Source organism: Hyphomonas sp. (assembly GCF_013823385.1).
Lineage (GTDB): Bacteria > Pseudomonadota > Alphaproteobacteria > Caulobacterales > Hyphomonadaceae > Hyphomonas.
The window spans coordinates 163,212-186,660 of sequence record NZ_PNMA01000004.1 but is presented as its reverse complement, the minus strand read 5'-3'; the positions used below and the strand labels follow the sequence as shown (position 1 = coordinate 186,660).

General features: G+C 64.3%; 22 protein-coding genes. 9 read left to right on the top strand and 13 right to left on the bottom strand.

What is annotated here, in order from left to right; all coding sequences use genetic code 11:
• Positions 1–255: 255 nt before the first annotated feature.
• The 3 genes from C0456_RS04635 to C0456_RS04625 form a co-directional block, all read right to left on the bottom strand.
• Positions 256–1,446, bottom strand: coding sequence for an amino acid aminotransferase (locus C0456_RS04635; RefSeq protein WP_291048865.1), 1,191 nt, complete (start codon positions 1,444–1,446; stop codon positions 256–258).
• Positions 1,447–1,535: 89 nt separating this feature from the next.
• Entirely contained in the window at positions 1,536–2,135 is a 600-nt protein-coding gene (locus C0456_RS04630; protein WP_291048863.1) for a TetR/AcrR family transcriptional regulator, read from the bottom strand.
• A 354-nt stretch (positions 2,136–2,489) separates the two neighbouring features.
• The gene (locus C0456_RS04625; RefSeq protein WP_291048861.1) at positions 2,490–3,458 is read right to left on the bottom strand and encodes a M48 family metallopeptidase; all 969 of its coding nucleotides are present in this window, start codon (positions 3,456–3,458) and stop codon (positions 2,490–2,492) included.
• A gap of 111 nt (positions 3,459–3,569) precedes the next feature.
• Between C0456_RS04625 and C0456_RS04620 the strand changes: the two genes are divergently transcribed.
• The 4 genes from C0456_RS04620 to C0456_RS04605 all read left to right on the top strand — a co-directional run bounded on the left by C0456_RS04620 (position 3,570) and on the right by C0456_RS04605 (position 5,993).
• Complete coding sequence (locus C0456_RS04620) at positions 3,570–4,304, top strand: MBL fold metallo-hydrolase (protein WP_291048859.1); 735 nt, start codon at positions 3,570–3,572, stop codon at positions 4,302–4,304.
• A gap of 85 nt (positions 4,305–4,389) precedes the next feature.
• Entirely contained in the window at positions 4,390–4,986 is a 597-nt protein-coding gene (locus tag C0456_RS04615) for a TetR/AcrR family transcriptional regulator (protein ID WP_291048857.1), read from the top strand.
• A 105-nt stretch (positions 4,987–5,091) separates the two neighbouring features.
• On the top strand, positions 5,092–5,571 hold the full coding sequence (locus C0456_RS04610; protein WP_291048856.1) for a hypothetical protein: 480 nt from the start codon (positions 5,092–5,094) through the stop codon (positions 5,569–5,571).
• Positions 5,572–5,648: 77 nt separating this feature from the next.
• Positions 5,649–5,993, top strand: a complete 345-nt coding sequence (locus C0456_RS04605; protein ID WP_291048854.1) for a YMGG-like glycine zipper-containing protein — start codon at positions 5,649–5,651, stop codon at positions 5,991–5,993.
• 130 nt (positions 5,994–6,123) lie between these two features.
• Here the strand turns inward: C0456_RS04605 and C0456_RS04600 are convergent, their stop codons facing one another.
• Both C0456_RS04600 and C0456_RS04595 read right to left on the bottom strand, forming a co-directional pair.
• Positions 6,124–7,323 carry a hypothetical protein gene (locus C0456_RS04600; RefSeq protein ID WP_291048851.1) on the bottom strand — a complete coding sequence of 400 codons (1,200 nt, stop codon included), beginning with the start codon at positions 7,321–7,323 and terminating at the stop codon, positions 6,124–6,126.
• Between the two features lie 54 nt (positions 7,324–7,377).
• Positions 7,378–7,824, bottom strand: coding sequence for an REDY-like protein HapK (locus C0456_RS04595; RefSeq protein ID WP_291048850.1), 447 nt, complete (start codon positions 7,822–7,824; stop codon positions 7,378–7,380).
• Between the two features lie 290 nt (positions 7,825–8,114).
• Here C0456_RS04595 and carB point away from each other — a divergent pair, with 290 nt between their 5' ends.
• From carB to C0456_RS04580, 3 genes are all read left to right on the top strand, one after another.
• Positions 8,115–11,393, top strand: a complete 3,279-nt coding sequence (gene carB / locus C0456_RS04590; RefSeq protein WP_291048848.1) for a carbamoyl-phosphate synthase large subunit — start codon at positions 8,115–8,117, stop codon at positions 11,391–11,393.
• A 70-nt stretch (positions 11,394–11,463) separates the two neighbouring features.
• The gene (gene greA, locus C0456_RS04585; protein WP_291048846.1) at positions 11,464–11,937 is read left to right on the top strand and encodes a transcription elongation factor GreA; all 474 of its coding nucleotides are present in this window, start codon (positions 11,464–11,466) and stop codon (positions 11,935–11,937) included.
• Between the two features lie 29 nt (positions 11,938–11,966).
• Entirely contained in the window at positions 11,967–13,028 is a 1,062-nt protein-coding gene (locus C0456_RS04580; RefSeq protein WP_291048843.1) for a mitochondrial fission ELM1 family protein, read from the top strand.
• Between the two features lie 3 nt (positions 13,029–13,031).
• Here the strand turns inward: C0456_RS04580 and mnmA are convergent, their stop codons facing one another.
• Complete coding sequence (gene mnmA, locus C0456_RS04575) at positions 13,032–14,216, bottom strand: tRNA 2-thiouridine(34) synthase MnmA (RefSeq protein WP_291048840.1); 1,185 nt, start codon at positions 14,214–14,216, stop codon at positions 13,032–13,034.
• 123 nt (positions 14,217–14,339) lie between these two features.
• Between mnmA and C0456_RS04570 the strand changes: the two genes are divergently transcribed.
• A complete protein-coding gene (locus tag C0456_RS04570; protein WP_291048837.1) occupies positions 14,340–15,392 on the top strand; it encodes a hypothetical protein in 1,053 nt (350 codons plus the stop codon).
• A 4-nt stretch (positions 15,393–15,396) separates the two neighbouring features.
• Here the strand turns inward: C0456_RS04570 and C0456_RS04565 are convergent, their stop codons facing one another.
• The 7 genes from C0456_RS04565 to C0456_RS04535 form a co-directional block, all read right to left on the bottom strand.
• Positions 15,397–16,233, bottom strand: coding sequence for a protein-glutamate O-methyltransferase CheR (locus C0456_RS04565; protein WP_291048835.1), 837 nt, complete (start codon positions 16,231–16,233; stop codon positions 15,397–15,399).
• Between the two features lie 69 nt (positions 16,234–16,302).
• Complete coding sequence (locus tag C0456_RS04560) at positions 16,303–16,668, bottom strand: response regulator (RefSeq protein ID WP_291048833.1); 366 nt, start codon at positions 16,666–16,668, stop codon at positions 16,303–16,305.
• Positions 16,669–16,755: 87 nt separating this feature from the next.
• Positions 16,756–17,403 (bottom strand): histidine phosphotransferase family protein, encoded by a 648-nt coding sequence (locus tag C0456_RS04555; RefSeq protein WP_291048831.1) that lies wholly within the window; start codon positions 17,401–17,403, stop codon positions 16,756–16,758.
• Positions 17,404–17,502: 99 nt separating this feature from the next.
• Positions 17,503–17,733 (bottom strand): hypothetical protein, encoded by a 231-nt coding sequence (locus tag C0456_RS04550; protein ID WP_291048829.1) that lies wholly within the window; start codon positions 17,731–17,733, stop codon positions 17,503–17,505.
• A 135-nt stretch (positions 17,734–17,868) separates the two neighbouring features.
• On the bottom strand, positions 17,869–18,219 hold the full coding sequence (locus C0456_RS04545; protein ID WP_291048827.1) for a YdbL family protein: 351 nt from the start codon (positions 18,217–18,219) through the stop codon (positions 17,869–17,871).
• A gap of 26 nt (positions 18,220–18,245) precedes the next feature.
• Positions 18,246–18,437, bottom strand: a complete 192-nt coding sequence (locus C0456_RS04540) for a YnbE family lipoprotein (RefSeq protein ID WP_291048825.1) — start codon at positions 18,435–18,437, stop codon at positions 18,246–18,248.
• 76 nt (positions 18,438–18,513) lie between these two features.
• Positions 18,514–21,843: a YdbH domain-containing protein gene (locus tag C0456_RS04535; RefSeq protein ID WP_291048823.1), complete on the bottom strand. Its 3,330-nt coding sequence runs from the start codon at positions 21,841–21,843 to the stop codon at positions 18,514–18,516.
• A 173-nt stretch (positions 21,844–22,016) separates the two neighbouring features.
• Here C0456_RS04535 and C0456_RS04530 point away from each other — a divergent pair, with 173 nt between their 5' ends.
• A complete protein-coding gene (locus C0456_RS04530; protein WP_291048820.1) occupies positions 22,017–23,387 on the top strand; it encodes a M23 family metallopeptidase in 1,371 nt (456 codons plus the stop codon).
• Positions 23,388–23,449 lie beyond the last annotated feature (62 nt).

Here is a 23,449-nt window from a genome sequence, read left to right as displayed (position 1 = left end):
CAAGGATTGGGGGATTTATTTTTAAGGCGTTGTGGGGATTGGGGATTTTGGGGGCGGAGGGGGCGGGATGTGTTGGATAGGGCGGAAGGCCCTCACCTCCCATTGCTGCGCAATGGGCCCCTCCTCTCCCACTTCGCGGGAGAGGGGTTTGGCGTTCCGCCTGCCGCGAAGTCCCAACCCCTCTCCCTCTGGGAGAGGAGGGGCCCGCGCCCGTCAGGGCGTGGGAGGTGAGGGTCTTGGGGCCCGCGCCCTGCCCTAGACCAGGTAGCGGGCGAGGGTTTCGGCGAGGCGGGGAATGTCGCTGGCGTGGAGGCCGGCGATGTTGATGCGGCCGGAGGAGGGCATGTAGATGCCGTCGGCGTCGCGCGCCCTGGCGGTGTCTTCGGCCGAGATCGGCAGTTGCGAGAACATGCCGTTCTGGGTCTTGAGGGCGGCGAGCAGGTTTGAGCCGGTATGGCTGACCAGGGCATCGGAAAGCGCCGTGCGCAGGGCGATCATCCGGGTACGCATGGCGGTGAGCTCTGCCTCCCATTCGGCGCGCAGATCGGGATCATCCAGCACCGTGGCGACGATGCCGGCGCCGTGCGCGGGCGGCATCGACCAGGTGGCGCGGCCCATATCGGCGACATGGGTGGTGGCCGCCGCGATGCCTTCAGCCGTCTTGCCGATGGCGAGGAAGCAGCCGGTGCGCTCGCGGTAAAGGCCGAAATTCTTCGAGCAGGAATAGGAGACGAGCGCTTCGCCGGCCTCCTCGATGAAGGCGCGCACGCCGTCCATGTCCCGGTCAAGGCCGGAGGCGAAGCCGTGATAGGCGACATCCAGCAGCGCAATGACGCCCTTGTCGCGGCAGAGCTTTCCCAGCTCGCGCCAGTCGTCCGTTGACGGATCGATTCCGGTCGGGTTGTGGCAGGGCCCCTGCAGGATGACCCCGTCGCCGGGCTCGGCGGTGGAGAGGTCAGCGAGGGCGCCGAGACGGTAGAAGGCGCCGTCGCGGGCATAGGCATAGTCCTTCACCTCAAGGCCGAGGGATTTGACGACATTGGGGTGGTTCGGCCAGGTGGGCTTGGACACCCAGACGCGGCGGGTGCCCATGCGGCGCATCAGGCCAACGCCGAGGAACAGCGCGCCGCAGCCGCCGGGCGCGGTGAAGGAGAGGACGCGGTTTTCCTTCAGGGCGGGGTGATCGGCGCCGAAAACGAACTTCTCGATATGGGCGCAGAAATCGGTATTGCCGCGCGGGCCTTCATAGACCTTGGTGGTCTGGGCGGCGAGGAGCTTGGCCTCTGCCTTGCGCACCGCCGAGAGGATCGGGGTTTCGCCATTCTCGTCCTTGTAGACGCCGACGCCGAGATCGAACTTCTCCGAGCGCTCGTCGGCGCGGTAGGCGGTCATCAGGCCCAGGAGGGCGTCGGGCGGCAGCGTGGAGAGCGGCGAGAAATGCGACATGAGGAGAGCCTTCCCTTTTCTTTCGGGCTGACCCGTACCGGCTTTCCGCCGCATAATAAACCCCGCCTGCTGGCATCTGCGCGCGAGGATTATGCGGAATGCTTCAGGCCGCGCAGGAGGGCTTCGAAGCTGGCGAAGAGGTCTTCGCGGGTGACATCCTGGTAGCTTGAGGCAAGGGCAAAGCCTGCGCCATTGAGGGCCGACTGGAGGAGGACGGCGGCCGGGCGGATGCGGTCTTCGGGCACGAGGCCCTGGCTGGCGAGATAGGCGGCGCCGCGCGTCATGTTGTTCATGCCGAGCTGGAAATCGAGCTCATGCCAGCGGGCCATGCCGAGGACGGAGGGGCCGTCGATCAGGACGATGGACTGGTAATCTGGCCGCATGGCCCAGTCGAGATAGACCCGGCAGCCGGCCAGGAAGGCCGCGTAGGGGTCTGTTTTCGAGCGGGCGGCGGCGGCGGCGTCGCGGGCGGCAGCGTCCATTTCCAGCTGCAGCGCGGTCCACACTTCGAGGAAAAGGTCTTCCTTACTGCTAAAATAATGAAACAGCGCGCCCTTGGTCGTGCCCGCAGAGGCGACGATGGCGGCAACACTTGTGGCCGCAAATCCTTGATTTGTAAACAATTTCCTGGCCGCGCGCAGCAAGGCTTCACGCGTTTCGGCCGCCTGTTCTTTTGTGCGTTTCGGCATCCCCACACCTCTTGCGTCTCACCATACCAGTGGTATGTAAAAAGGGTAACCTTTTTTGGTTGCGGGTCTTTCGGGGCCCACGCTGCTCACTTGATACACTGCAGGCTGGGTGACGCCGGTGGACGGCACGGACTGCATTGCACAGCCGCGAAGCGCTTCGGGAGGAGGAGCCTTCGCGGCTTTTTTTTGCGCGGATTTCAGGGTTTGAGCGGGGCCGGCGCAGATCGTTATCCGCCGTTCAGATTGACAATATTACTCAGATTTCAAGGGCGGAAACGCACAGCTCCCAAGGCAGCGCGCTTCCACATTGGGGAATGGCCCTTGGCGGCCCTCGCCTTGCGGCGGGGGCCGTTTTCACATCAGCTTCCCGCAGCGGCGCTCATATTCGGCGATTGCGTCGGGCATCCATTTGCGGAAGTTTTCGGCGCGGGTGGCCGAGGCCGGGTGGGTGCTCATCCATTCGGGCGGGCGCTGGCCGCCGCCGATTTCGCCCATCCGCTCCCAGAGCTCAGGAGCTTCGCGCGGGTCGTAACAGGCGCGCACCAAGAGATCGAGGCCGATCCGGTCGGCCTGGGTTTCATGCTCCCGCGAGAAGGCGAGGAAGCCGCCCTGGGCGGCGACGCCGAAGGCCTGAAGGACTGCCTGACGCTGGCCGGCATCCATATCCCCCACCCCGACCGCGAGGGCGATCTGGCCGATCTGCATCATCTGCTGGGTGCTCATCCGCGCCGCGCCGTGATGCGCCAGGGCATGGCCGATCTCATGCCCCATGACCACGGCGAGCTTGTTGACATCGGCGACATCCTCCAGCGTGACGCGGCCATCATAATTGCCGGTGATGTCGAGGATGCCGGTATAGACGGCCACATAGCCGCCCGGCAGGCAGAAGGCGTTGGGCGTGGGCGAATCCACGACATAATAGGTCCAGTTGAACTGTTCCACGACGCCCGGCATCCGGTAGCCCTGGATGCGGTAGTCGTTTTCCAGCTCCAGCGCGGCGCGCTCCAGACGGGCGCCGATCTCGCGGACCCTCTCGGTGAGCAGGCGGGCATCGCCCTGGCAGCTGGCCTCATCGGCGCAGAGCACGGTGTTGCCCTGGCTGTGCTCCTGCTGGAGGATCTGCAGATAGGATTGTTCGCCGAGCCTGACCTCCTCGGCGACAGAGAGGGTGTTGAACTGTTTCTTGCCCGGCGCGAAGGGCACCTCTTTCTGGTTTGACTGCCAGTAGATGAAGAGGCCGATCAGGGCGATGAGGATGATCCCGCCGCGCCCTCCGATGTCTCCAAGGCCGTTGGCCCGGATGGGCTGTCTGGGCTGCTGCATCGCCGGGCGCTCCTGAAGATGTGTCTGCGCCTTAGTTAACCCAGCGTCTGGCAGGCGAAAAGACGGGACGCGCTGCATTGCGAAGCGGGCCGGGATTGCTATGTTCCCCGCATGACCGAGCAGACCCCCGCCCCCAAACTCGAGATCCGGATCATTCCGGTGACCCCGCTGCAGCAGAATACGTCGATGATCTGGTCGACCGAGACCAAGGAAGGCGTGTTCGTGGACCCCGGCGGGGAGGTGGACAAGCTGATGCAGGCAGCCGACCATTTCGGGGTGAAAATTGTCGGCGTGTGGCTGACGCATGGGCACCTTGATCATGTGGGCGCAGCGATGGATGTGAAAGAACGCACCGGCTGCCCGATCATCGGGCCGCACAAGGATGACCAGTGGCTGCTTGACGAGGTGGAAGCCAGCGGCGCGCGCTATGGCATCCGCGACGGGAAGAATGTGCAGCCTGACCGCTATCTGGACGATGGCGACGAACTGGACCTGGCGGGCAACAAATTCGGCGTGGCCCACTGCCCCGGCCATACGCCGGGCCATGTGGTGATCTATCATCAGGACGGGGCGCTGGCCTTTGTTGGCGATGTGCTGTTCCGCGGCTCTGTGGGGCGTACGGACTTTCCGCGCGGCAACCATCAGCAGCTGATCGATTCCATCACCGGCAAGCTGTGGCCGCTGGGCGACCAGATGCGGTTTGTGCCCGGCCATGGGCCGATGTCGACCTTCGGGCAGGAGCGCCAGGACAATCCGTTCGTGGCCGATGTGGTGACCGGCTATAACGGCACAGAGCGCGGCGACGCCGACGAGATGCTGCAGCGGCTGTCCAAACGCTATACCTGACAAGAAGTCAGGCTCAGTGAAAAGATGTCAGATGTTATGACATGAGGGCTTGCGCTCCGGAAATCTTCATGTCATACGCTATGACATGTCGTCAGAACCCCTGTCTCTCCGTGAAGCCCAGCGCGAACTCACCCGGAACCGCATCCTGGATGCGGCCCTGGAGCTGATTTCCGAGGAAGCGCTGGACACCATCACGCTTGCCAATGTCGCCGCGCGCGCGGCGGTGACCGAGCGTACGCTGTACCGGTATTTTGCCACCCGTGACGAGCTGATCGAAGCCCTCTGGCCCCGGATCAATGACCGGGCGGCGCAGGGGCGGACCTTTCCGGCGACGCCGGAGGCGTTGATCCAGCAGCCGTCGGAAATCTTCCCCGGCTTTGACCGGGAAGAAGGCCTGACGCGTTTCGTCTTTACACGGCAGGGGCAGGAATTGCGCCTGTCGGTGAATGACAAACGCCAGGCCGCCTTTCTGCAGGCGGTTGCCACCGCCCGCCCCGATCTCAGCGAAGCCGACCGCCGGGACCTGGCCGCCATCTGCCAGCTGCTGGACTCGTCCTTCGCCTGGGTGTCGATGAAGGATTATTGGGGCCTGGAGGGCAGCCGGTCTGGCCCGCTCGCCTCCGAAGCGCTTGACCTTCTGCTGACGCATTTTCGCCGGAGGGGCGCGGGCGACACGTCCTGATACGGCCGTCTCTCGCCATCTGACCCTTTTTCATTAAAATCACCGGGCAGCCGATTGCGGGGCCCGGACGGGCGGAGCCTGCCCGTTATCCCAGGAGTGTATGCAATGATGATCGCCCATATTTCCCTGCCCGCCGATGACACGGCCAAGGTGGCCGCCACCCTCGCCCGGATCATGAATGGCACGGCCGTTCCCTTCCCGCCCGGAGGCCCCGGCGCGTGGATGGCCTGGTCGGCCGACGAGAAGGTGGAGATCGAAGTGATCCCTCGCGGCGCGGTGATGCAGCCGGCCGAAGGGGGCGGAAGCTGGCAGCCCCAGGAAGGGACGCCCGCCTCGCGCCTTTCCGAATGCCATCTGGCGCTGTGCGTGGATCGTCCGGCCAAGGAGGTTATCGAAATTGCCGATGCGGCCGGATGGCCCACGGCGATCTGCGACCGGGGCGGTTTCTTCCATGTAGTGGAGGTGTGGATTGAAGGCGCGTTCCTGATGGAAGTGCTCGATCCGGAATACACCGCCGCCTACAGGGCCTCGATGTCTCTGGCCAACTGGAAGAGCGTGTTCGGCGCCGCGCCGGCGGCAGGCTGAAATACGGCAGCAATTGGGCCGGAACCAAGCGGGCATGGCGGCGTTCCTATTCCATAAACCAGGAAAGGAACGACCCCATGATCGGATACCTGAAACTTGCCGCGATTGGCGCCAGTGCGGTGGCCATGGCGGCGTGCACCTCTTCGGGCACGGCAGAACGCAACGCCGCTGCGGGCGCAGCCCTCGGCGCAGCCGCTGGCGCGGCGATCGGCAACAATGTGGGCGATGGCAATGCCACGCGCGGCGCGGCGATTGGCGCAGCGGTTGGCGGTGTGGCCGGCGCAGCGCGCGGGTGTAGCCAGGCCGGCGATTGCGGCACGGGCAACCGCCCCTCCAATTATGATCCGTACAACTACGATAGCGATGGCGACGGTGTTGTCGACGCGCGCGACCGTTATCCGGATGATGGCCGCCGCTGGTAAGCGCGCAGTGATCTGACGGACTGGAAGGCCCTGTTCCCCATTCCCTCCCGGGAATGGGGCCTTCTATGCGCGGGGGCCATCAGCGGGTGCGCAGGTACTCCTGCGGGCATATTTCAGGCTACGGATCATGTCAGTTTCCTTCCGCAGGCGCGGCAGCGGTCTTCAGCAGCATGTCGTAGAGCCAATTCGGCGGCAGTTCGTAATCAGCCATAGCCAATGCCCGAACGCGGCTTTGCTGCACGTCACTGAGCGCTTTTCGCAGGGCGGCTTTTGTCTCTGCCTCCTTGCCGGCTTCCCGGCCATCCTTCAGGACGTCATAAACGAAGCGGGTATATTGCGTTCCGCCCGCCGCCACTTCGATCTCTCCCTTCGCCAAGTTTTCGGAAATGGCGGCCCATTCCTCACTCAAAGCCCAGGCGAGGGAGAACTGCATCTTCTCGCTGCCGAGATGTTCCGGCGTGAACCACAATTCCCGCGCAAGGCGCCCCGCCATCGGGTCGACTTCATGCTTGCGCAGCGCCGTGTCCAACCGTTCGGCATCGAATTTGGAATAGTGGAAGTCGAAGCCGCCGCGGCTGAGATAGGTGTCGCGATAATCCCGGGCCTTCAGGAGCGCCTTGCTGATATCTGAGCGGGAAGTAATCGCCCCCCGTTCCACGAGGCGTACATAGGCCTGCGAGGCAACGGCCAGCGGCAGGCGGTCGCCGCTCCCCTCCCCCCGGCAGGCTTCTGCCGCCGCATCGATGAAGGGGCGGAAGATGAGGTCTGCCTCGGTTTCCATGGCATAGCCGATGGTCTGGGTGTCCGACATCAGCCAGCCGTCACAGGTTTTCGGCGTCTCTGCCTTGAAATAGGGATGGACCTGACCGAGCCTCGCCATCGCCATCAGGATCTGGAGGATGCTCTTCCGGTTGGTTGAGGCGAAGCTGTAGGTGAGGTTCCCCGTCCCATGCTCGGTGCGGATTGAGAGGATATCCGGGCGCGCCTCCACCGGCGCTTCCTGGAAGATGTCTGAGCGGGCAAAGGCGCGCTGCAGGAAGTCGAAGGCCTGCTGGTTGACCTGGTTGTTGTTGGCGGCAAGCAGCGCGTTGTAGACGCGCAGGTCCATTTCGGCGCCGAGGGCATTGATCCACGGATCGGCCGGGCATTGCGCAACGATCGCGTCGATATCCTTCAGGGCGGCCTGAAGCTGCTCTCCCGTCGTGACCGGACGGAGCGTGGCGGCCACCGCACTGGTGCGAAGCGTGCCTGCGCAGTCATCGGCGAATGCGCTGCCGGCGGCAAACATCCACATGCCCAGCAGCCCGGCTGCCATCCTGAGACGATCCATCCTCGATGTCCTCGCTGTCTGTTTTGCCTCCCCCCGACGGCGTGTGCCCGGCGGTTACTTCACCTCCGACACGATGATGAATTGCGGGGCTTCAACAAGGCCCATGAATTCACCCATCACGGTCTGCACGGTTTCCCCGCCCATATCCTCGGCGGTGAAGCCCTCAAGATCGGGGATGGCGAAGGCTTCGATATAGGCGACGCCGGGGGCGCCTTCGCCCATCAGCAGGCGCTCGGCCCGGTAGGTGCGGAAGGACTGGACGCGGGCGAGGCTGCGCATGGCGGGCTGGTCGGTGGTGCGGACCCATTCCTCGAACTGCGCCGGGGTGACGCCGTCTTTCAGCGTGTAAAGGATGAAGAGGTTGGGTGTGACTTCGACCGGAGTTTCCTGGATGACTTCGACCGTGCTCGCGGGGGCCTCTGCGGCGGGCGCGGGCACCGGGGCCGTGTCACAGGCGGCCAGAAGCAGGGCCGCGGCGGCGGCGGCAATCAGGGTTTTCATCGGGTCTCTCTCCTCCGCCGGGGTCACCGGGTTCCTGTTCACATATTGGCGGAAACCGGCAGATGGGCGGCCTGGCCCCCGTTTCGGGCCCGTGCGGCGATAAGACCGGGCCGAAGCAGGATGAAAGGCGCGCGATTCATCTGGATTTCCTGTGCTTCAGCCCGTAGCACCGCGCCAGGCGTCGCGCTTCCCCCCGAAGAGGGGTATTGAGCGCACCTTGCGCCTTGCCCCCGCGCCCGACTCCCTGCTATCGGGCAGCCGTTTGACCGCCTGTGAGGAGACCACGACCCATGCCCAAGCGCACAGATATCTCCTCGATCCTCGTTATCGGCGCCGGCCCGATCATTATCGGCCAGGCCTGCGAGTTCGACTATTCCGGGGTTCAGGCTGTCAAAGCCCTGAAAGCAGAGGGTTACCGGGTGATCCTGGTGAACTCCAACCCCGCCACGATCATGACCGATCCGGAGCTGGCGGACGCGACCTATATCGAGCCGATCCTGCCCGAAGTGGTGGAGAAGATCATCGAGGCCGAGCGCCCGGACGCGCTGTTGCCGACGATGGGCGGGCAGACGGCGCTCAACTGCGCGCTGGACCTGCACTATGCCGGCATCCTGGAGAAATACGGCGTCGAGCTGATCGGCGCAAAGGCCGAGGCCATCGAGATGGCCGAAGACCGCAAGCTGTTCCGCGAGGCGATGGACCGGCTGGGCCTGGAAAACCCGCGCGCGGCGATCATTGCCTCCCCTGAGCTGCCCGCCGAGCCGGGCAAGCCCAAGCGCTATGACCGGATCACCGGCCTCAAGCAGGCGATGGACGCGCTGGAGACGGTCGGCCTGCCGGCCATCATCCGCCCGGCCTTTACCCTGGGCGGCACCGGCGGGGGCATTGCCTACAATGTCGAGGAATATGAGGAGATCTGCCGCTCGGGCCTCGCCGCCTCGCCCAACGCGCAGATCCTGATCGATGAGAGCCTGCTTGGCTGGAAAGAGTATGAGATGGAGGTCGTCCGCGATACGGCGGACAATTGCATCATCATCTGCTCGATCGAGAATATCGACCCGATGGGCGTGCATACCGGCGACTCGATCACCGTGGCCCCTGCCCTGACCCTGACCGACAAGGAATATCAGGTGATGCGCAACGCCTCGATCGCGGTGCTGCGCGAGATCGGCGTGGAGACCGGCGGCTCGAACGTGCAGTTCGCCGTGAACCCGGCAGATGGGCGCCTTGTTGTCATCGAGATGAACCCGCGCGTCTCGCGCTCCTCGGCGCTCGCCTCCAAGGCCACCGGCTTCCCGATTGCCAAGATCGCGGCCAAGCTCGCCGTCGGCTACACGCTCGACGAGCTGGACAATGACATCACGGGCGTGACGCCCGCCTCCTTCGAGCCGACGATTGATTATGTCGTCACCAAGATCCCGCGCTTTGCGTTCGAAAAATACAAGGGCGCAGAGCCTGTCCTCACCACGGCGATGAAGTCCGTAGGCGAAGCAATGGCCATCGGCCGCAGCTTTCAGGAGAGCCTGCAGAAAGCGCTCTGCTCGCTGGAAACCGGGCTTTCCGGTCTCAATGAACTGCCCTTTGAAGATGAGAGCGCGCTGCGCCAGGCGCTCGGCATCCAGTCGCCCGACCGGCTGCGCGTGATTGCGCAGGCCTTCCGCATGGGGCTCTCCGTTGAGGATGTGCAGGCCGTCACCTCTTTTGATCCGTGGTTCCTGCGCCAGATCGAAGAGATCGTGAAGACCGAAGCCCTGATCGTGGCCAATGGCCTGCCGGGCAACATTGCCAGCATGACCGAGATCAAGGCCATGGGCTTTTCCGACAAGCGCCTGGCGGAGCTGACCGGCAATACCGAAGACGGCGTGCGCGCCCATCGCCACGCTCTTGGCGTGCGGCCGGTTTACAAACGCATTGATACGTGTGCGGCAGAGTTTGCGGCCAAGACGCCCTATCTTTATTCCACCTATGAACACGCCCCCTTTGGGCAGGCAGCGGCGGAATGTGAAGCCGGGCCGTCTTCGCGCAAGAAGGCGATCATTCTGGGCGGCGGGCCGAACCGCATCGGCCAGGGCATCGAGTTTGACTATTGCTGCTGCCATGCGGCCTTTGCGATGGAAGACCTCGGCATCGAGTCCATCATGGTCAACTGCAACCCGGAAACGGTGTCTACGGACTATGATACGTCTGACCGCCTGTATTTCGAGCCGCTGACCATCGAGCATGTGCTCGAGATCATCCATGTGGAGCAGTCTGCTGGTGAACTCGCCGGGGTGATCGTGCAGTTTGGCGGGCAGACGCCGCTGAAGCTGGCCGGGCCGCTGTTCCATGAGCAGGTGCCCATTCTGGGCACGAGCCCGCAATCCATCGACCTTGCCGAAGACCGCGAACAATTCGCCGCCCTGCTCGACAAGCTCGGCATCCAGCAGGCGCCCTCGCGCACCGCGCGCAGCGTGGAAGAGGCCGAGGTAAAGGCCAACGAGATTGGCTATCCGGTGATGCTGCGCCCCTCCTTCGTGCTGGGCGGACGGGCGATGGAAATTGCCCGCAATGACGAAGACCTGCGCAAGTTTGCGGCTGAAGCGCTGAAGGTTTCGGGCGATGCATCCCTCTTCATCGACCGCTATCTGGCCGACGCCATCGAGGTGGACGTCGATGCGATCTGTGACGGGGTGACCGTGCATGTGGCCGGCATCATGGAGCATATCGAGGAAGCGGGCGTGCATTCGGGCGACTCGGCCTGCGCCCTGCCGCCCTTCACGCTGTCAGCGGAGCTGCAGAAGCGCCTGGGCGAACAGGCCGCGCAACTGGCAATGGCGCTCAATGTCCGGGGGCTGATCAACATCCAGTTCGCCGTCAAGGGCGAGGAAATCTATGTGCTGGAAGCCAACCCGCGCGCCAGCCGCACCGTGCCCTTCGTGGCCAAGGCTGTGGGCGCGCCAATTGCCGCCATCGCCGCCAAGGTGATGGCCGGCGAGGCGCTTTCCAGCTTTGACCTTTCCAACGCACGCCCGCGCCGCATCGCGATCAAGGAAGCGGTGTTCCCGTTTGCCCGCTTCCCCGGCGTTGACCCGCAGCTTGGGCCGGAGATGCGCTCGACGGGCGAAGTGATGGGCTGGGACGATGATTTCGGCATGGCCTTCCTCAAGAGCCAGCTTGGCGGGGGCATCCGCCTGCCGGCCGAGGGCACGGTGTTCATCTCCGTACGCGACAGCGACAAGAAGGGCGCCGAGGAGGCTGCGCGCGGCCTTTCAGGGCTCGGCTTCACCATTCTGGCGACCAGCGGCACGGCTGACCACCTCGAATCGAAGGGTATTCCGGTCAAACGGGTCAACAAGGTGCTCGAAGGCCAGCCCCATATTGTGGACGCGATGATCAATGGGGATGTCCAGCTGGTGTTCAACACCACGGAAGGGGCCGCCTCCCTGTCGGACTCTGCGTCCATTCGCCGGACGGCAGTGGCCAGAAAAATTCCTTATTTTACAACGCTCGCTGCGTCGCTCGCCGCCGTGAAGGCCATCGCCAGCATGAAATCACAGGAAATCTCCGTACGCGCCTTGCAAAGCGCCTGATCGGGCACCACTTGACGCCCTTGATTTTTGCGACAACGTTTTTTGCCGCTGAGAATGAGGGAAACTCTCGATGGAACGCATTCCGATGACCGCTGAAGGCCATGCCGCGCTTCAGGCCGAACTGAAGGTGCTCAAATCCGTTGAGCGCCCGAGCATTATTGCGGCCATTTCCGAAGCCCGCTCGCATGGCGACCTGTCGGAGAACGCTGAATATCATGCCGCCAAGGAGAAGCAGAGCTTCATCGAAGGCCGCATCAGCGAGCTCGACGACAAGCTGGCCCGCGCCGATGTGATCGATGTGAGCAAGCTCAGCGGTGGCAAGGTGCGCTTTGGCGCCACGGTGACGATTGCGGATGTCGATACCGAGGAAGAGCAGACCTACAAGATCGTCGGCGAAGACGAGGCGGATGTGAAACAGGGCAAGATCTCTGTGACCTCGCCCATCGCCCGCGCCCTGATCGGCAAGGAAGAAGGCGATGAGGCCGAAGTGGCCGCGCCGGCCGGCGCGCGCGCTTACGAAATCGTCAAGGTCGTCTACAAGTAAGCCCACCCGCAGACAAAGGACCGGCCAGCATGGCCTCCCTCGGCCCCTCTATCTGGGCGGTCTCTGATGGCCGCGCCGGCAATGCTGCGCAGGTGCGCGCGCTGACGGCTGCGCTGGGCGCGATGCATCGCTGGGTGCGGATTGCCCATATCCCCGGAGAGGCGTACCGGCAGGAACCGCTGGCGCTTACCCCGCGTGCGCCCTGGCGCTGGCTGCCGGCGGACCGGTGGCCCTCCCCGCTTGCCGCCCTGCCGAAGGAACAGCGCGCGCTGCTGGCGGCGCCCTGGCCGACGGTGTGGATCGCGGCCGGGCGGCGCTCGGCGCCGATGACGAAATATGCGCGCGCCGCATCGGGCGGGAAAACCTTCACGGTACAGATCCTCGATCCGCATGTGGACCCGTCGCATTTCGACCTGCTGGTCGTGCCCGAACATGATGCCCTGAGCGGGCCGAATGTGGTGCGCACGGTGGGCTCGCCGGCCTATTTCTCGCCCGAGGCGCTGGAAGAGGCGGCGCAGGCCTTTGCCGACCTTGCCGATGAGACGCGCCGGTCTGCGATTGTGATCCTGGGCGGGGATTCGCGGGTGCATAGCTTCACCCATGCCGCCGCCGACCGGCTGGAGGGGCAGATGCGCGCGCTGGCGGCCGAGGGCTGGCGCCTGCGGTTGACGACATCGCGCCGCACGCCGGTGCCGATTGCCGCGCGCTTCCGCCAGATGGCGGGCGATATCGGCGCGGCCTTCTGGGCGGGGCCCCAGGACGGGCCCAACCCCTATCTCGCCTGGCTGCTCTTTTCCAACGCCGCCATCGTGACCGAGGACAGCGCCAACATGCTGTCAGAGGCCGCCTGGCATGGCCTGCCGGTGCATATCGCCAAGCTGGAAGGGCGCGGCGACAAGTTTGACCGGCTGCATGACAGCCTGATCCAGCGCGGCGTGGCCCGCTGGTTTGGTGGCCAGCTTGATCAGTGGTCGTATGAACCGCTGCGGGAGGCAGAGCGCGTGGCCGACCTCATCGTGGAGAAGCTGCTGGAGCGCTATCCGCCGCCGAGCTTTACAGGCAGCGTGAAGGCGCCGGACTGGCTGAGCTGACGCTCAGGCCGCCGCCACGCGCGCATCGGCGGGCAGGGGCCGGGCGATGAAGCCGCCGCCGAGGATGCGGGTGCCGCCATCTGGATCATAGAGCACCGCCGCCTGGCCGCGCGCGACGCCTTCTTCGGGCGCGTCGAAAAACACCGCCGGGGCGCCGTCCTCATAGCCGAGCCAGCCGGGCACCGGCGGCCGGGTGGATCGTACCCGGATCAGCACGCGCGCGCCGTTGGTGGCCGCCTCTTCCAAGCTGCCCTGCCCCAGCCAGTTCAGTTCTTCCAGCAGAAGACCGCGCGTCATCAGCGCCTCGCGCGGGCCGACAATGACCCGGCGGTTCGGCGCATCGATCTTGATGACGAACAGCGGATCGCCGGTCGCCACGCCGAGGCCCCGGCGCTGGCCGATCGTGTAGTGGATGACGCCGTCATGGCTGCCGAGGATGCGGCCATCAAGATGCACGATCTCGCCGCCGCGGCCCGAACCGGGGCGCAGCTTCTCGACCACCTTGGCATAGGAGCCATCGGGCACGAAGCAGATGTCCTGGCTGTCGGGCTTGGCGGCGACCTGAAGCCCGAACTTCTCGGCGAGTTCGCGAACTTCCGTCTTCGGAAGGCTTCCCAATGGAAAGCGCAGGAAATCGAGCTGCTCGCGCGTTGTGGCAAACAGGAAGTAGGACTGGTCGCGGCTGGCATCATGGGCGCGGTGAAGCTCCGGCCCCTCCGGGCCGTCCGTGCGGCGGATATAGTGGCCTGTGGCGAGGCAATCGGCGCCGAGCTCCTTCGCGGTGGCGAGGAGGTCTGCAAACTTGACCGTCTGATTGCAACGGATGCATGGGATGGGCGTCGAGCCAGACAGATAGGTGTCGGCAAAATCCTCCATCACCTGCTCGCGGAAACGGCTTTCATAATCGAGCACATAATGAGGAATGCCGATGGCATCGGACACGTTGCGCGCGTCGTGGATGTCCTGGCCGGCGCAGCAGGCGCCCTTTTTCTCGATGGCGGCACCATGATCGTAAAGCTGCAGCGTGATGCCGATCACGTCATAGCCTTCGGCTTTCAGCATCGCGGCCACAACGGAGCTGTCGACGCCGCCAGACATGGCCGCCACAACGCGGGTTTCATGGGGAGGCTTGGCAAATCCAAGCGAGTTGACGCGGCCCTCGGGCCACGCAGCGGTGTCGGTCGTCATCTCTCACTCCCACCGGGGTCAAGGCCCGGAGCAGCTGGTTGGTTGGCGGGGATATAACGGTTCTGGCGCGGGAATGCGAGGGGGAACCAGAGCTTCCCCTGCCCGGCGAAAAGAAGCAGCGAAATGGCAACCAAAGGTACTTTATCCGCCACCTTGGTTATGCAGAGTGTTTCAATGTCCCAAAGACCCACTCTCTCTGACAGTATGCAAAGCGCCATTCGCCGAACGGCAGCAGCAATTTCGGATGGGCGCCACGACGCCGGAGCGCTTGCAGATTTCATAGAGGAAACGAAGTCGCTCCCGCTTTCCAAGTTCAGCGGGTATGAAAGCGCGATCAGGGCAGCCGCTTATGTTCAAGAGCCGCCCCGGCAGCGATTTTTGTGGCAGCAGCCGCCCAAAGAGTACAGCTTTCCGGTGCCATGGTTCGATTTGTTCAGTGGTAACGGCTTTCGGCGGGAACGGGTGCTGCGCGCGGTAAAAGTAGAGGCACCAAGCCCATTCCTGTTGGCGATGCTTATCCGCCGCCTGAACGATTGGGTTCCGCAAGTCCGCGAAGCGGCACAGGATACAGTCCGGCACGCGCTGACAACAAGCGCAGCAGACATCGTTGCCGAAGTCGCCTGGGCGACGCTTCCCGTCCGCACGTCATGGAATCGAATTGACGCTGACGGCGCAGCAATTCTCGATAGCCTGACGGAGCGATCGGATGTGGCTGAAGCTATCTTCAGAAGGCTTTTGAGCGTGCCAGCAGGGCGCGCGTCTGCAGTTCTTCGGGAAGTAAGTCGCCGTGCAAATCTGGACGCTTTTTTACCCGAACTCGCGGCGTCCGCTGTTCAACCAGCCGTTCGCGCCGCAGCCTATCGGATGCTGCTGAACCGCCGTGCTGTCTGGCCGGACGGATGGACATGGCGCTGGGTGGACAAATCTATGGGAGAGCGAATTCGAGAGCGGGTGTGGGCCTCTCGAGAGCTTACTGTTGCGGTCGATTTTGTCCCCACATTGACCGCAGCAATGCAGGATTCATCTCCAGCCGTTCGCCGCATTGCTGGAGATGTATTGATTGCCCATCGCGCCCAATTGGGGGACGTCGCGATTACCTTGGCACGCTACCTTGAGACCGATCATTATCCATCGATTGCGGAGCGTGGCAGGTTTCTGCTCTCAAAAGGGAGGTAAGGTGTTACGCCGCAGCCCTGTTCGCCGTGCCGGCTTCGACCCAGCCCTGGCGGATGTCGCGGGCGGGTTCGAGGAGGTCGGTGAGGCCCTGGAAGCTTTCCCCTTCCCCCAGGAGGATGACTGCGCCGGGCGCCATCTGGGCCACCAGGACCTCGGCGACGCGCATCCGCGCGGCCTTGGACATGCCCGAGAGGACATGGCGGCAGAAGATCAGGTCGAACTTGCCGAGGCCGGACGCCGTTTCCATCAGATTGTGCTGACGGAAGCTGACACGGGAACGGATCGTCTCGTTTGCCTGCCAGTCGCCACTGTCCATCCGGGTGAAGTGTTTCATCAGCCGGAAGATCGAAAGGCCGCGCTGGGCCTCATAGTGGTTATAGACGCCGAGGCGGGCCTTTTCGGTCGAGTATTTGCAATAATCGGTCGACAGGATCTCGATCTTGGCGCCGCGCAGGCTGGCGCCGGGCTCGTCTTCCAGCAGCATGGCGAGGGAGTAGGCCTCCTGGCCGGAACTGCCACCCGCGCACCAGACCCGCAGGCGGCCGGACTGGGTGGCGTCGAGGCGCTCGGGCAGGATCGTGTTGATCACCGTGTCGAAGACGGGCCGTTCCCGGAAAAACCAGGTGTCATGGGTGAGCAGCGCGGAGGCGACTTCATTGCGGAAAACCGCGTTCTGGCGCGATTCAAGACAGTGAACGAGGTCGGAGAGCGTACCGAAGCCCTCGCGGCGCGCCAGCGGCGACAGGCGCGCCTCCATGAGATAGGCGCGTGACGGCGGGATCGCCTGACCGGTGGCCTTCAAGGCCAGGTCTGCGAGCACGTTGAACACCGTCTCCTGCATATCCTGCTCCGCCACGAGGCGCGGGCGCCCCAAAGGTTACCGTTAGGCCGCTTTTTATTAAGAAAGGCTTCAGATGAGCCCGACTTCTGCGAATTTGCTCTCCAGGATGTCTGCATCAAAAGGCTTCATGATGAATTCATCCGCACCGGAGCGCAGGGCTTCATTGATGTGTTCGGGATCATTTTCAATCGAACAGAACACAATGCGCGGCACCTTGCCGCCCTCTTCCCGGCGGATCGCGCGCAGGAAGTCGATGCCGTTCATGGTCGGCATGTTCCAGTCCAGCAGGATGGCATCCGGCATGGATTCCCGGCACATTTTCAGCGCTTCAGAGCCATCTCCGGCCTCGGTGACCGAGAAACCGAGATCCCGGATAATGCGGGAGGCCACTTTGCGGACAACGCGGGAATCGTCGACGATGAGGCAGGTGCGCATGGGCGGCAGGGCTCCGGAAGGGCGGGAATGCGGCTATCCAGCCCTATGCCTGCCTGAAGCGGGTTAAAAAAACCTGACCGGGCGGGCTTAGCCCTGATGTTTGATACCGGTGGCCATGAACACCACGGTGCCATCGGCCATCTGGCGGGCATGCAGCGTGCCGCCGAGGCTGTCGCAGGTGAGCTTGGCGAACAGCGGCTGGATATTCTCCGGGCGCCAGCCATGGTCGGGCTCCTCGCCCTTGAGGGCCTTCACCACGTCTTCCTTGAGCTTCAGCCGGTCACCCTTGCAGGTGAGCGTCAGCGTCTTCTGGTTGTTCTCCTCGCGGACATTCACATGAATGACGCCGCCGCGCACCGTGGCGGTGAGGCAGACCATGATGAGGTTCATGATCAGCCGGGCTTCGGCAAAGCTGAGTTCCGGGGCGCCCAGATCCCAGTCGATGCTGGGTTTCTGGAAGCGGAGATATTCGTCGGTCAGCTTCTTGAACTGGTGGACATCGGCCGTGCCGGGCTGGAGGCCCATCGAACCGAAGGCGTAGCGCAGGAATTGCAGCGTGGCGGTGACCCCATGGGCGCCCTCGCGCAGCATCCGCTCCGACTGCTCCTTTTCCTCGGCACTGCCGGGACTGTCGAGCATTTCCAGCGAGAGGGACATCGTGGCCGCAGGCGAGACGATGTCGTGACAGAGCCGCGCGGAGAGGAACGCGGCAAATCGCGCATGATCAAGGTTCATTGGTTCAGCCCGTGTGTTGTCAGCGTGCGCTGCAGGATCAGGTGAGCCGCCGGGACTGTCAACAAATGAGCGATGACAGTCCGGTAACAGCCCGAAGGCTCAGGCGCCGGGGCCATCAATATCATCGTGGCCATGGCGGGCGCTGTGGAATGTCAGCAGGAACAGGCCGATGGAGAGGGCGAGGGTGAACACGCCGCCCAGAATGAAGGCGAACCAGCCATGGCCGCTGATGCCGATTCCCATTGCCTGCCAAAAAATGGCGAGGCCCCCGAGCAGGAGGCCCAGGGCGGCGAAAGCGGCGGCAATCCAGAGGATCAGGCGGAGCGACATGGGGTCAAAACCAGGACAGATCCGGACAGTTCCGGACAAATTCGGACAGTTCCGGACACATGCTGGACAGGCTGGCATCCGAAAAGACAAGCCCCGGACAGCTTTCGCCATCCGGGGCCCTTGCTTTGCCGAAGCTTACTTCTGCTTCCAGGAACCGGACTCGTCCATGTAGAACTCACCGGGCTGGACGCGCTCGGCGAGCTGTTTCTCGCCGGCGATGCGGGCGACCTGCTGAACGGTCGTGCCGGTTTCAGCCGCCGTCTTCTCATAGAGGGCGCGGCGGCGGTTGTTGATGTCCTGCACCTTGCGGACGATTTCAGCGTCAGCCGAGCCGACCACGCCGAGATAGCCGTCGATACGCTCGCCGATGACGCCCGTGGACCGGGCGGTCTCCATCTGCGCGTTGCCCTGGGCATAGGCCTGCGTGACGGTGACACCGCCAAAGAGCAGGACAAGGCCAAGGATCAGGGTACGAAATGTGGTCATGTGTATCTCCCCAGGGGACCTGGCTATCAGAACAGGTCAGGGTTGTTCGCAATCAGGTCGGACACTTCACGGTCCAGCTTGATGCGCACTTCCTGCGTGATGTTGACGTTAAGGTCGATCTTGATGGGCTTGTCCGACGGCTCGAGCTTCACGGTGTGCGTGCAGGCCGACAGGGCGATGGCCCCTGCCGCGGCAAGTATGACTGGCTGGAACCTCATAAGGCGAAAACTCCTCATATTGCGGACTGACAATGACATGCCCGTTCTTAACGTCAATCGACGCAGCTGTTGCCTGTCATTCAGGCGGCGTTTCGCCGCCCTCCTCCAGGCCGGTGGCAATGTCGATCAGCGTGCTGGCATTGGCTGACTGGAGCCCCTGCTCGATCAGCTGGGTGAGCGGCAGGTTGAAGTTCATCGAAAACTCGAACGCCTGGCCGGGCGGCATGGTGATGGCCCCGCCCACCGGCACCGAGCGGATGTTGCGCCCGGCCAGGATGATGCCTGCCTGCATCTGGTCTGCCAGATCGCCCGAGAGGCTGACTTCCAGCACATAGAATTCCAGATCGCGCAGGGCGTTGAAGGCCATCGCCGCGGTGGGATCGTTCTCCGCCGCCGCATTCACCGCCCCGCCGGTATAGGAGAGGCGTCCGCCTTCATCGGCCTTCAGGCGGGCATCGCGCACATAGACGGAGGTGGGCGTGAACTCGATCGGAAATTCGCCGCTGACCGTGCCTTCGGCGGCGGTATCGGGCAGTTTCAGCACTTCGATCAGCTGGGTGAGGTTGATCCGGGTGGCGGTGACCTCGACGCGCTGGTCAGCGCCTCCGCTGAGTGACCAGTCGAGCGGGGCGAGCGCCAGCTCTCCCCCGGCAAAGGGGAAGGACACCTCGTCCAGATGCAGGGTCTTGCCTTCTTCCAGATGGAACAGGACGCGGCCATTGGAGAAGGGAATGCCGGGATTGACGCTGCCGATGGTTATCTGCTGCTGCGGCGCCGTGGTGAGTTTCATCAGATCGGTGAAGCGGACATTGCCCGTGATGCCATCGACCCGGCCAAGACGGGTGGTCTGGAAGCCGAAATTGCTGACGGTGAGATCCGCCGTGCCCTGAATATTCCCGCCATCAATGGTGAAGGCCGCGTCGCCGACGAACTCGCCTTCTGCCGCCGTGAAGAGACCGACGAGGCGGCGGGAAATCATCGCGGGCTGAATGCCGCCTGGGAAGAAGACCAGCCGTTCGGAATTGAGGGCGGCGGTGCCTTCCAGGTCGAAGATGTTGATGTCGGCGCTGGCCGCGGCAATCTGCCGGCCGGACATTTCCAGCCGCAGCGGGCCGGACGCCACCAGGCGCTGGCCTTCGATACGGCCGGTAAAATCACCCACCATGGGCTCATAGATCGGGTCGTCCAGCCTGTCGGCAATCCGCACCCCGCTGGCCGAGACATCGCCCGACAGGCCGCCGGGGGCGCTGGTGCCCTGGAAGCCGAAATGCGCCGCCGAGACATTGGCCGGGATCATGCCGCCGCCAAACTGGGTCTGGCCGAGGCCAGCTGTAATGCGCACCGGGCCGGAGGCTGTGGCGAGGCGGATTTCCGGCGCGCCGCTGTCGATGGTGAGCGTGTTTTCGCCCAGGGTCAGCGGCATGCTGAGCGTATCGGCGGCCAGAACCATCTGGAAGCCTCTGGACAGCGTCCAGTCCACCTTGGCGCTGCGCAGGGCGAGCGTGCCCTCCCCGCCGGAAAACTGCATCGGGATATCGACATTGCCGAGGCTGGCGGCGCCGCTGAGCGGGGCGCCCTGGCGGATGAACCGTCCGTCTACGGGGCAGATGTCGAAGGCGGCGCGCGGAATGGTGATGCCGCCGGTGACGATGCCATCCGACGTGACGGCGAGGCAGGGCTTGCCATCGGACTGGACGCGCAGGCCGTCTGCATCCTGCACGGCGCTGAGCCCGCCGGCGAGGCGCGTGCGCTGAAGGGTGACGCCTTCCAGTTCTCCGGTGAGGGTGAAGGCCCCCTGCCCGCGCGCCTGAAAGCCGCCAGCCTCTGCGGTATAGTCAAAGGCGCTGAAATCGGCCGCGATGGTGCGCCCGCCGGCCGCCCAGGGGGCGAGGTTCAGCGAGGCGCCTTCGAGGCTGAGCGATGTCTGGCTGAGCCGCGTGGTGCCAAGGTCTGCCGACATGCGGGGCATGCCGCCGCCGGACAGGCGCAGGCTGCCGCTCATCAGCACGTCGCCGCCCTGCACGCGCAGCCAGCTGCCGCCGTCTGGACCATCCGCCTCCAGACGAAGCCCCGAAGCCGCCGCCAGCGCGGAAGGCCCATCGGCGTCTACGCGCAGGGCTCCGTTCTCCAGGCTGGCGCGCAGGCCGAAGGCAGTGTCGAAATCCTTTGAAGCACGGGTGAGCGCGCCGGAGAGGGCCGCGCCATGGGCTTCCAGCACGCCGGGCAGTTTCAGGGCGCTGGTGACCGGGGCGAGCGTCTCTGCGGTCAGCGCCGTGCCGTTGAGCTGGACGCCGCCGGTGAAATCGATGCGGCGATCGGCCGAGCGGGCAAGATCCCCGGCGAGGCGCCATTCGGCCGCTGTGCCCGGCGGGCCGGCCAGATTGCTGGCCTCCAGCGAGACCGGGCCCTGAAAGGCGCCATTCCTGCCTTCAAGCTCGGTATTGAAGGCGCTTTCGCCGACCGACCAGCCGGAGGCTTCTGCCCGGTCCAATTCCACCTGCGCAACGGCCAGGGTGAGCGCGTCCAGGATACTGTCGGCGGACATGTCCGGGAGGATGTCAAACTCTGCCCGGCCGCGCGTGCGCAGGCCGCTGAGGCTCGCCTCGGGTGAGGCGCCCTGCGCCAGGCGGGCGGACCATTCGACCGTGGTGGGCCCATCGCCGCTGAGCGGGAAGCTTGTTTCTGCCGCGAGGCTGAAGCCGGAGGCGGTGTAGCCGCTGGCCTCGGCTGCATCTGAAGCCAGGCGCAGCTCGCCGGTGACCTCGCCGTCCGTGATCCTGGCCTTCAGCAGCGCCTCGCCCAGCACCATCCGGGCGTCGCCCAGCGCCAGACGGGCCGGATCAAGCGCCAGCGAGGCGGTGGCATTTTCCGGGAAGCTGCCGGAGACGTTCAGCGTCGCCGCCGCCGGGCCAAAGGGTGTCTGGAGGTAAATGCGGGCGTCGCGGATATCGATGGGGGGCGCGGCGCCTCCCGCCTCGCCGGAGGGCGCGGCCAGACGCTCCAGCCCGTAGAATTTCAATCCGGAGGGATCCAGCGTGCCCCGCATTTGGAGGCCGGTGATCGAAATTCCATCAATCCGGGGGGTAAAGAGCTTCGGCCAGGACAGGTGCGCAACGATCTCATCTGCTTCTGCCGGCACGTCCGGGCCAGATGCGATGCGCACGCCGTTGAGGGTGGCGCCGCCCAGCCCGATGCGGGTGAAACGGGCGTCACAGACCAGATCCCGCTCGGCGCACCAGGCATCAAGTGCCTGTTCTGCAATGGGTTTTCGCAACATCCAGACAAGGCCGGTAGAGGCCACGATGAGGATGGCAGAGCCATACAGCAGCCGTCTCGGCCAGACATGCTGGCGAGGTGACGCCTCCCCTGAGAGGCGCTTCATCTCCGAAGAGTCGACAGGTTTCACTGGTCCGACCGGCTTGCTTCTTGCTTCTACTACGCCATAAAGTCCTAAAGTGGCATGTAATTCAGGCGTTCCAACCTCTCGAATCCTTAAGTTGATCAGGAGACGAAAATAGGGCGCTGAAGTTCCATTCCAGCCCGATGGGCCGGGGGGCGTCAGAAGACAGGATACCGAGCTTGAACCAGGACGACTTGACCATCGCCCCGGCAAACCCGCCGAAACGCAACCTTTCCCAGGGCATGAGAAGCCTCGTTGTTCTGGGTGTTCTGGGCTCCGCTTCGGCGCTTGCAGGACTGGTGATGGCCGGGCGGCCGGACGCCTCGCTGGTGCAGACGGCGGATGCGGCGGTGCCGTTGCCGCTGGCCGCCAGGCTGGTCTCCGCCGTGGATGTGGCCGATGCGCCGCGCCATCTGGTGAAGGCTGAAGGCAAGCTGGAGCGGAATGAAACACTGACGGGCCTGGTGAGCCGGCTGGGCGCGCCCGTGGGCGAAGCCAATGCCGCGCTGCAGGCCGTCTACAGCAAGGATCTGATCGATCACCGGCGCCTGCGCCCTGGCCTCGAAGCGGAAACCTTTGTCGAAGATGGCCGCCTGACCGCACTGGCGATCAAGGCGGACGCCGATCGCAGCCTCCTGGTGACGCGCACGCTGGAAGGCGGCTGGCAGGCCACCCAGCTGAATGCGAAACTGACACCCAGCTACAAGCGGGTGGCGGCGGAGATTGACGGCTCGATCTATAATGCGGCCCTGAAGCTGGGCGCGGGGGATCAGCAGGTCGTCGATTTTGCCAGCGCCTTTGCCTATGACATTGACTTTCAACGCGAAATCCATCCCGGCGACCGGTTCGAGATTTTCTTCGAGACGTTTGTGGATGAGCGCGGCAATCCGGTACGCCATGGCGAGGTGCTGTATGCGGCGCTCGACGGGAAGGCGCTGAAGCGCGGCTTCTACCGCTTTGCGCCCAGCGATGACGGCCTGCCGGACTATTTCGACGAAAAAGGCGAAAGCGCCACGAAATTCCTGATGAAGACGCCGATCAACGGGGCGCGCATCTCCTCCAATTTCGGCACCCGGCGCCACCCGATCTCGGGCTATACCCGCCTGCACAAGGGCACCGACTTCGCCGCCCCCACGGGCACGCCCATCTATGCGGCCGGCTCTGGCACCGTGCAGCGGGCGAGCTGGAATGGCGGCTATGGCAACTTCATCAAGCTCAAGCATGCGCGCGGCTATGAGACCGCCTATGCCCACCTCTCGCGCTATGCCAGCGGCCTGAAGCCGGGCATGAAAGTGCGCCAGGGGGATGTGATCGGCTATGTCGGCTCGACCGGCGCCTCCACCGGCCCGCACCTGCATTATGAGGTGTATGTGGACGGCAAGCCGGTGAACGCGATGTCGCTGAAGCTGCCGACCGGCCGCAAGCTTTCCGAGGAACCGGCCATGCTGGCCGAGTTCAAGCAGTTCAAGGAAAACATCGACGCCCTGCGCCTTGGCGGGACGGGTCCGATGGCTCAACTGGTGCATCAGGAACTGCCTGCAAGCCCCTGAACAGGCATCAGAATTTCTAACCCACAGCGAGACTGGCTGCACAAGAATCTCTCCTCTGGGGC

Excerpts from the sequence above, each read along its gene's own strand:
- greA (WP_291048846.1), top strand. The coding sequence starts at position 11,464 with ATGGAACGCATTCCGATGACCGCTGAAGGCCATGCCGCGCTTCAGGCC.
- mnmA (WP_291048840.1), bottom strand. The coding sequence starts at position 14,216 with ATGACGACCGACACCGCTGCGTGGCCCGAGGGCCGCGTCAACTCGCTT.
- C0456_RS04545 (WP_291048827.1), bottom strand. The coding sequence starts at position 18,219 with ATGACCACATTTCGTACCCTGATCCTTGGCCTTGTCCTGCTCTTTGGC.
- C0456_RS04555 (WP_291048831.1), bottom strand. The coding sequence starts at position 17,403 with ATGAACCTTGATCATGCGCGATTTGCCGCGTTCCTCTCCGCGCGGCTC.
- C0456_RS04605 (WP_291048854.1), top strand. The coding sequence starts at position 5,649 with ATGATCGGATACCTGAAACTTGCCGCGATTGGCGCCAGTGCGGTGGCC.
- C0456_RS04565 (WP_291048835.1), bottom strand. The coding sequence starts at position 16,233 with ATGCAGGAGACGGTGTTCAACGTGCTCGCAGACCTGGCCTTGAAGGCC.
- C0456_RS04540 (WP_291048825.1), bottom strand. The coding sequence starts at position 18,437 with ATGAGGTTCCAGCCAGTCATACTTGCCGCGGCAGGGGCCATCGCCCTG.
- C0456_RS04550 (WP_291048829.1), bottom strand. The coding sequence starts at position 17,733 with ATGTCGCTCCGCCTGATCCTCTGGATTGCCGCCGCTTTCGCCGCCCTG.
- C0456_RS04635 (WP_291048865.1), bottom strand. The coding sequence starts at position 1,446 with ATGTCGCATTTCTCGCCGCTCTCCACGCTGCCGCCCGACGCCCTCCTG.
- C0456_RS04630 (WP_291048863.1), bottom strand. The coding sequence starts at position 2,135 with ATGCCGAAACGCACAAAAGAACAGGCGGCCGAAACGCGTGAAGCCTTG.
- C0456_RS04620 (WP_291048859.1), top strand. The coding sequence starts at position 3,570 with ATGACCGAGCAGACCCCCGCCCCCAAACTCGAGATCCGGATCATTCCG.
- C0456_RS04570 (WP_291048837.1), top strand. The coding sequence starts at position 14,340 with ATGGCAACCAAAGGTACTTTATCCGCCACCTTGGTTATGCAGAGTGTT.
- C0456_RS04625 (WP_291048861.1), bottom strand. The coding sequence starts at position 3,458 with ATGCAGCAGCCCAGACAGCCCATCCGGGCCAACGGCCTTGGAGACATC.
- carB (WP_291048848.1), top strand. The coding sequence starts at position 8,115 with ATGCCCAAGCGCACAGATATCTCCTCGATCCTCGTTATCGGCGCCGGC.
- C0456_RS04595 (WP_291048850.1), bottom strand. The coding sequence starts at position 7,824 with ATGAAAACCCTGATTGCCGCCGCCGCCGCGGCCCTGCTTCTGGCCGCC.
- C0456_RS04600 (WP_291048851.1), bottom strand. The coding sequence starts at position 7,323 with ATGGATCGTCTCAGGATGGCAGCCGGGCTGCTGGGCATGTGGATGTTT.
- C0456_RS04610 (WP_291048856.1), top strand. The coding sequence starts at position 5,092 with ATGATGATCGCCCATATTTCCCTGCCCGCCGATGACACGGCCAAGGTG.
- C0456_RS04615 (WP_291048857.1), top strand. The coding sequence starts at position 4,390 with ATGTCGTCAGAACCCCTGTCTCTCCGTGAAGCCCAGCGCGAACTCACC.
- C0456_RS04560 (WP_291048833.1), bottom strand. The coding sequence starts at position 16,668 with ATGCGCACCTGCCTCATCGTCGACGATTCCCGCGTTGTCCGCAAAGTG.
- C0456_RS04580 (WP_291048843.1), top strand. The coding sequence starts at position 11,967 with ATGGCCTCCCTCGGCCCCTCTATCTGGGCGGTCTCTGATGGCCGCGCC.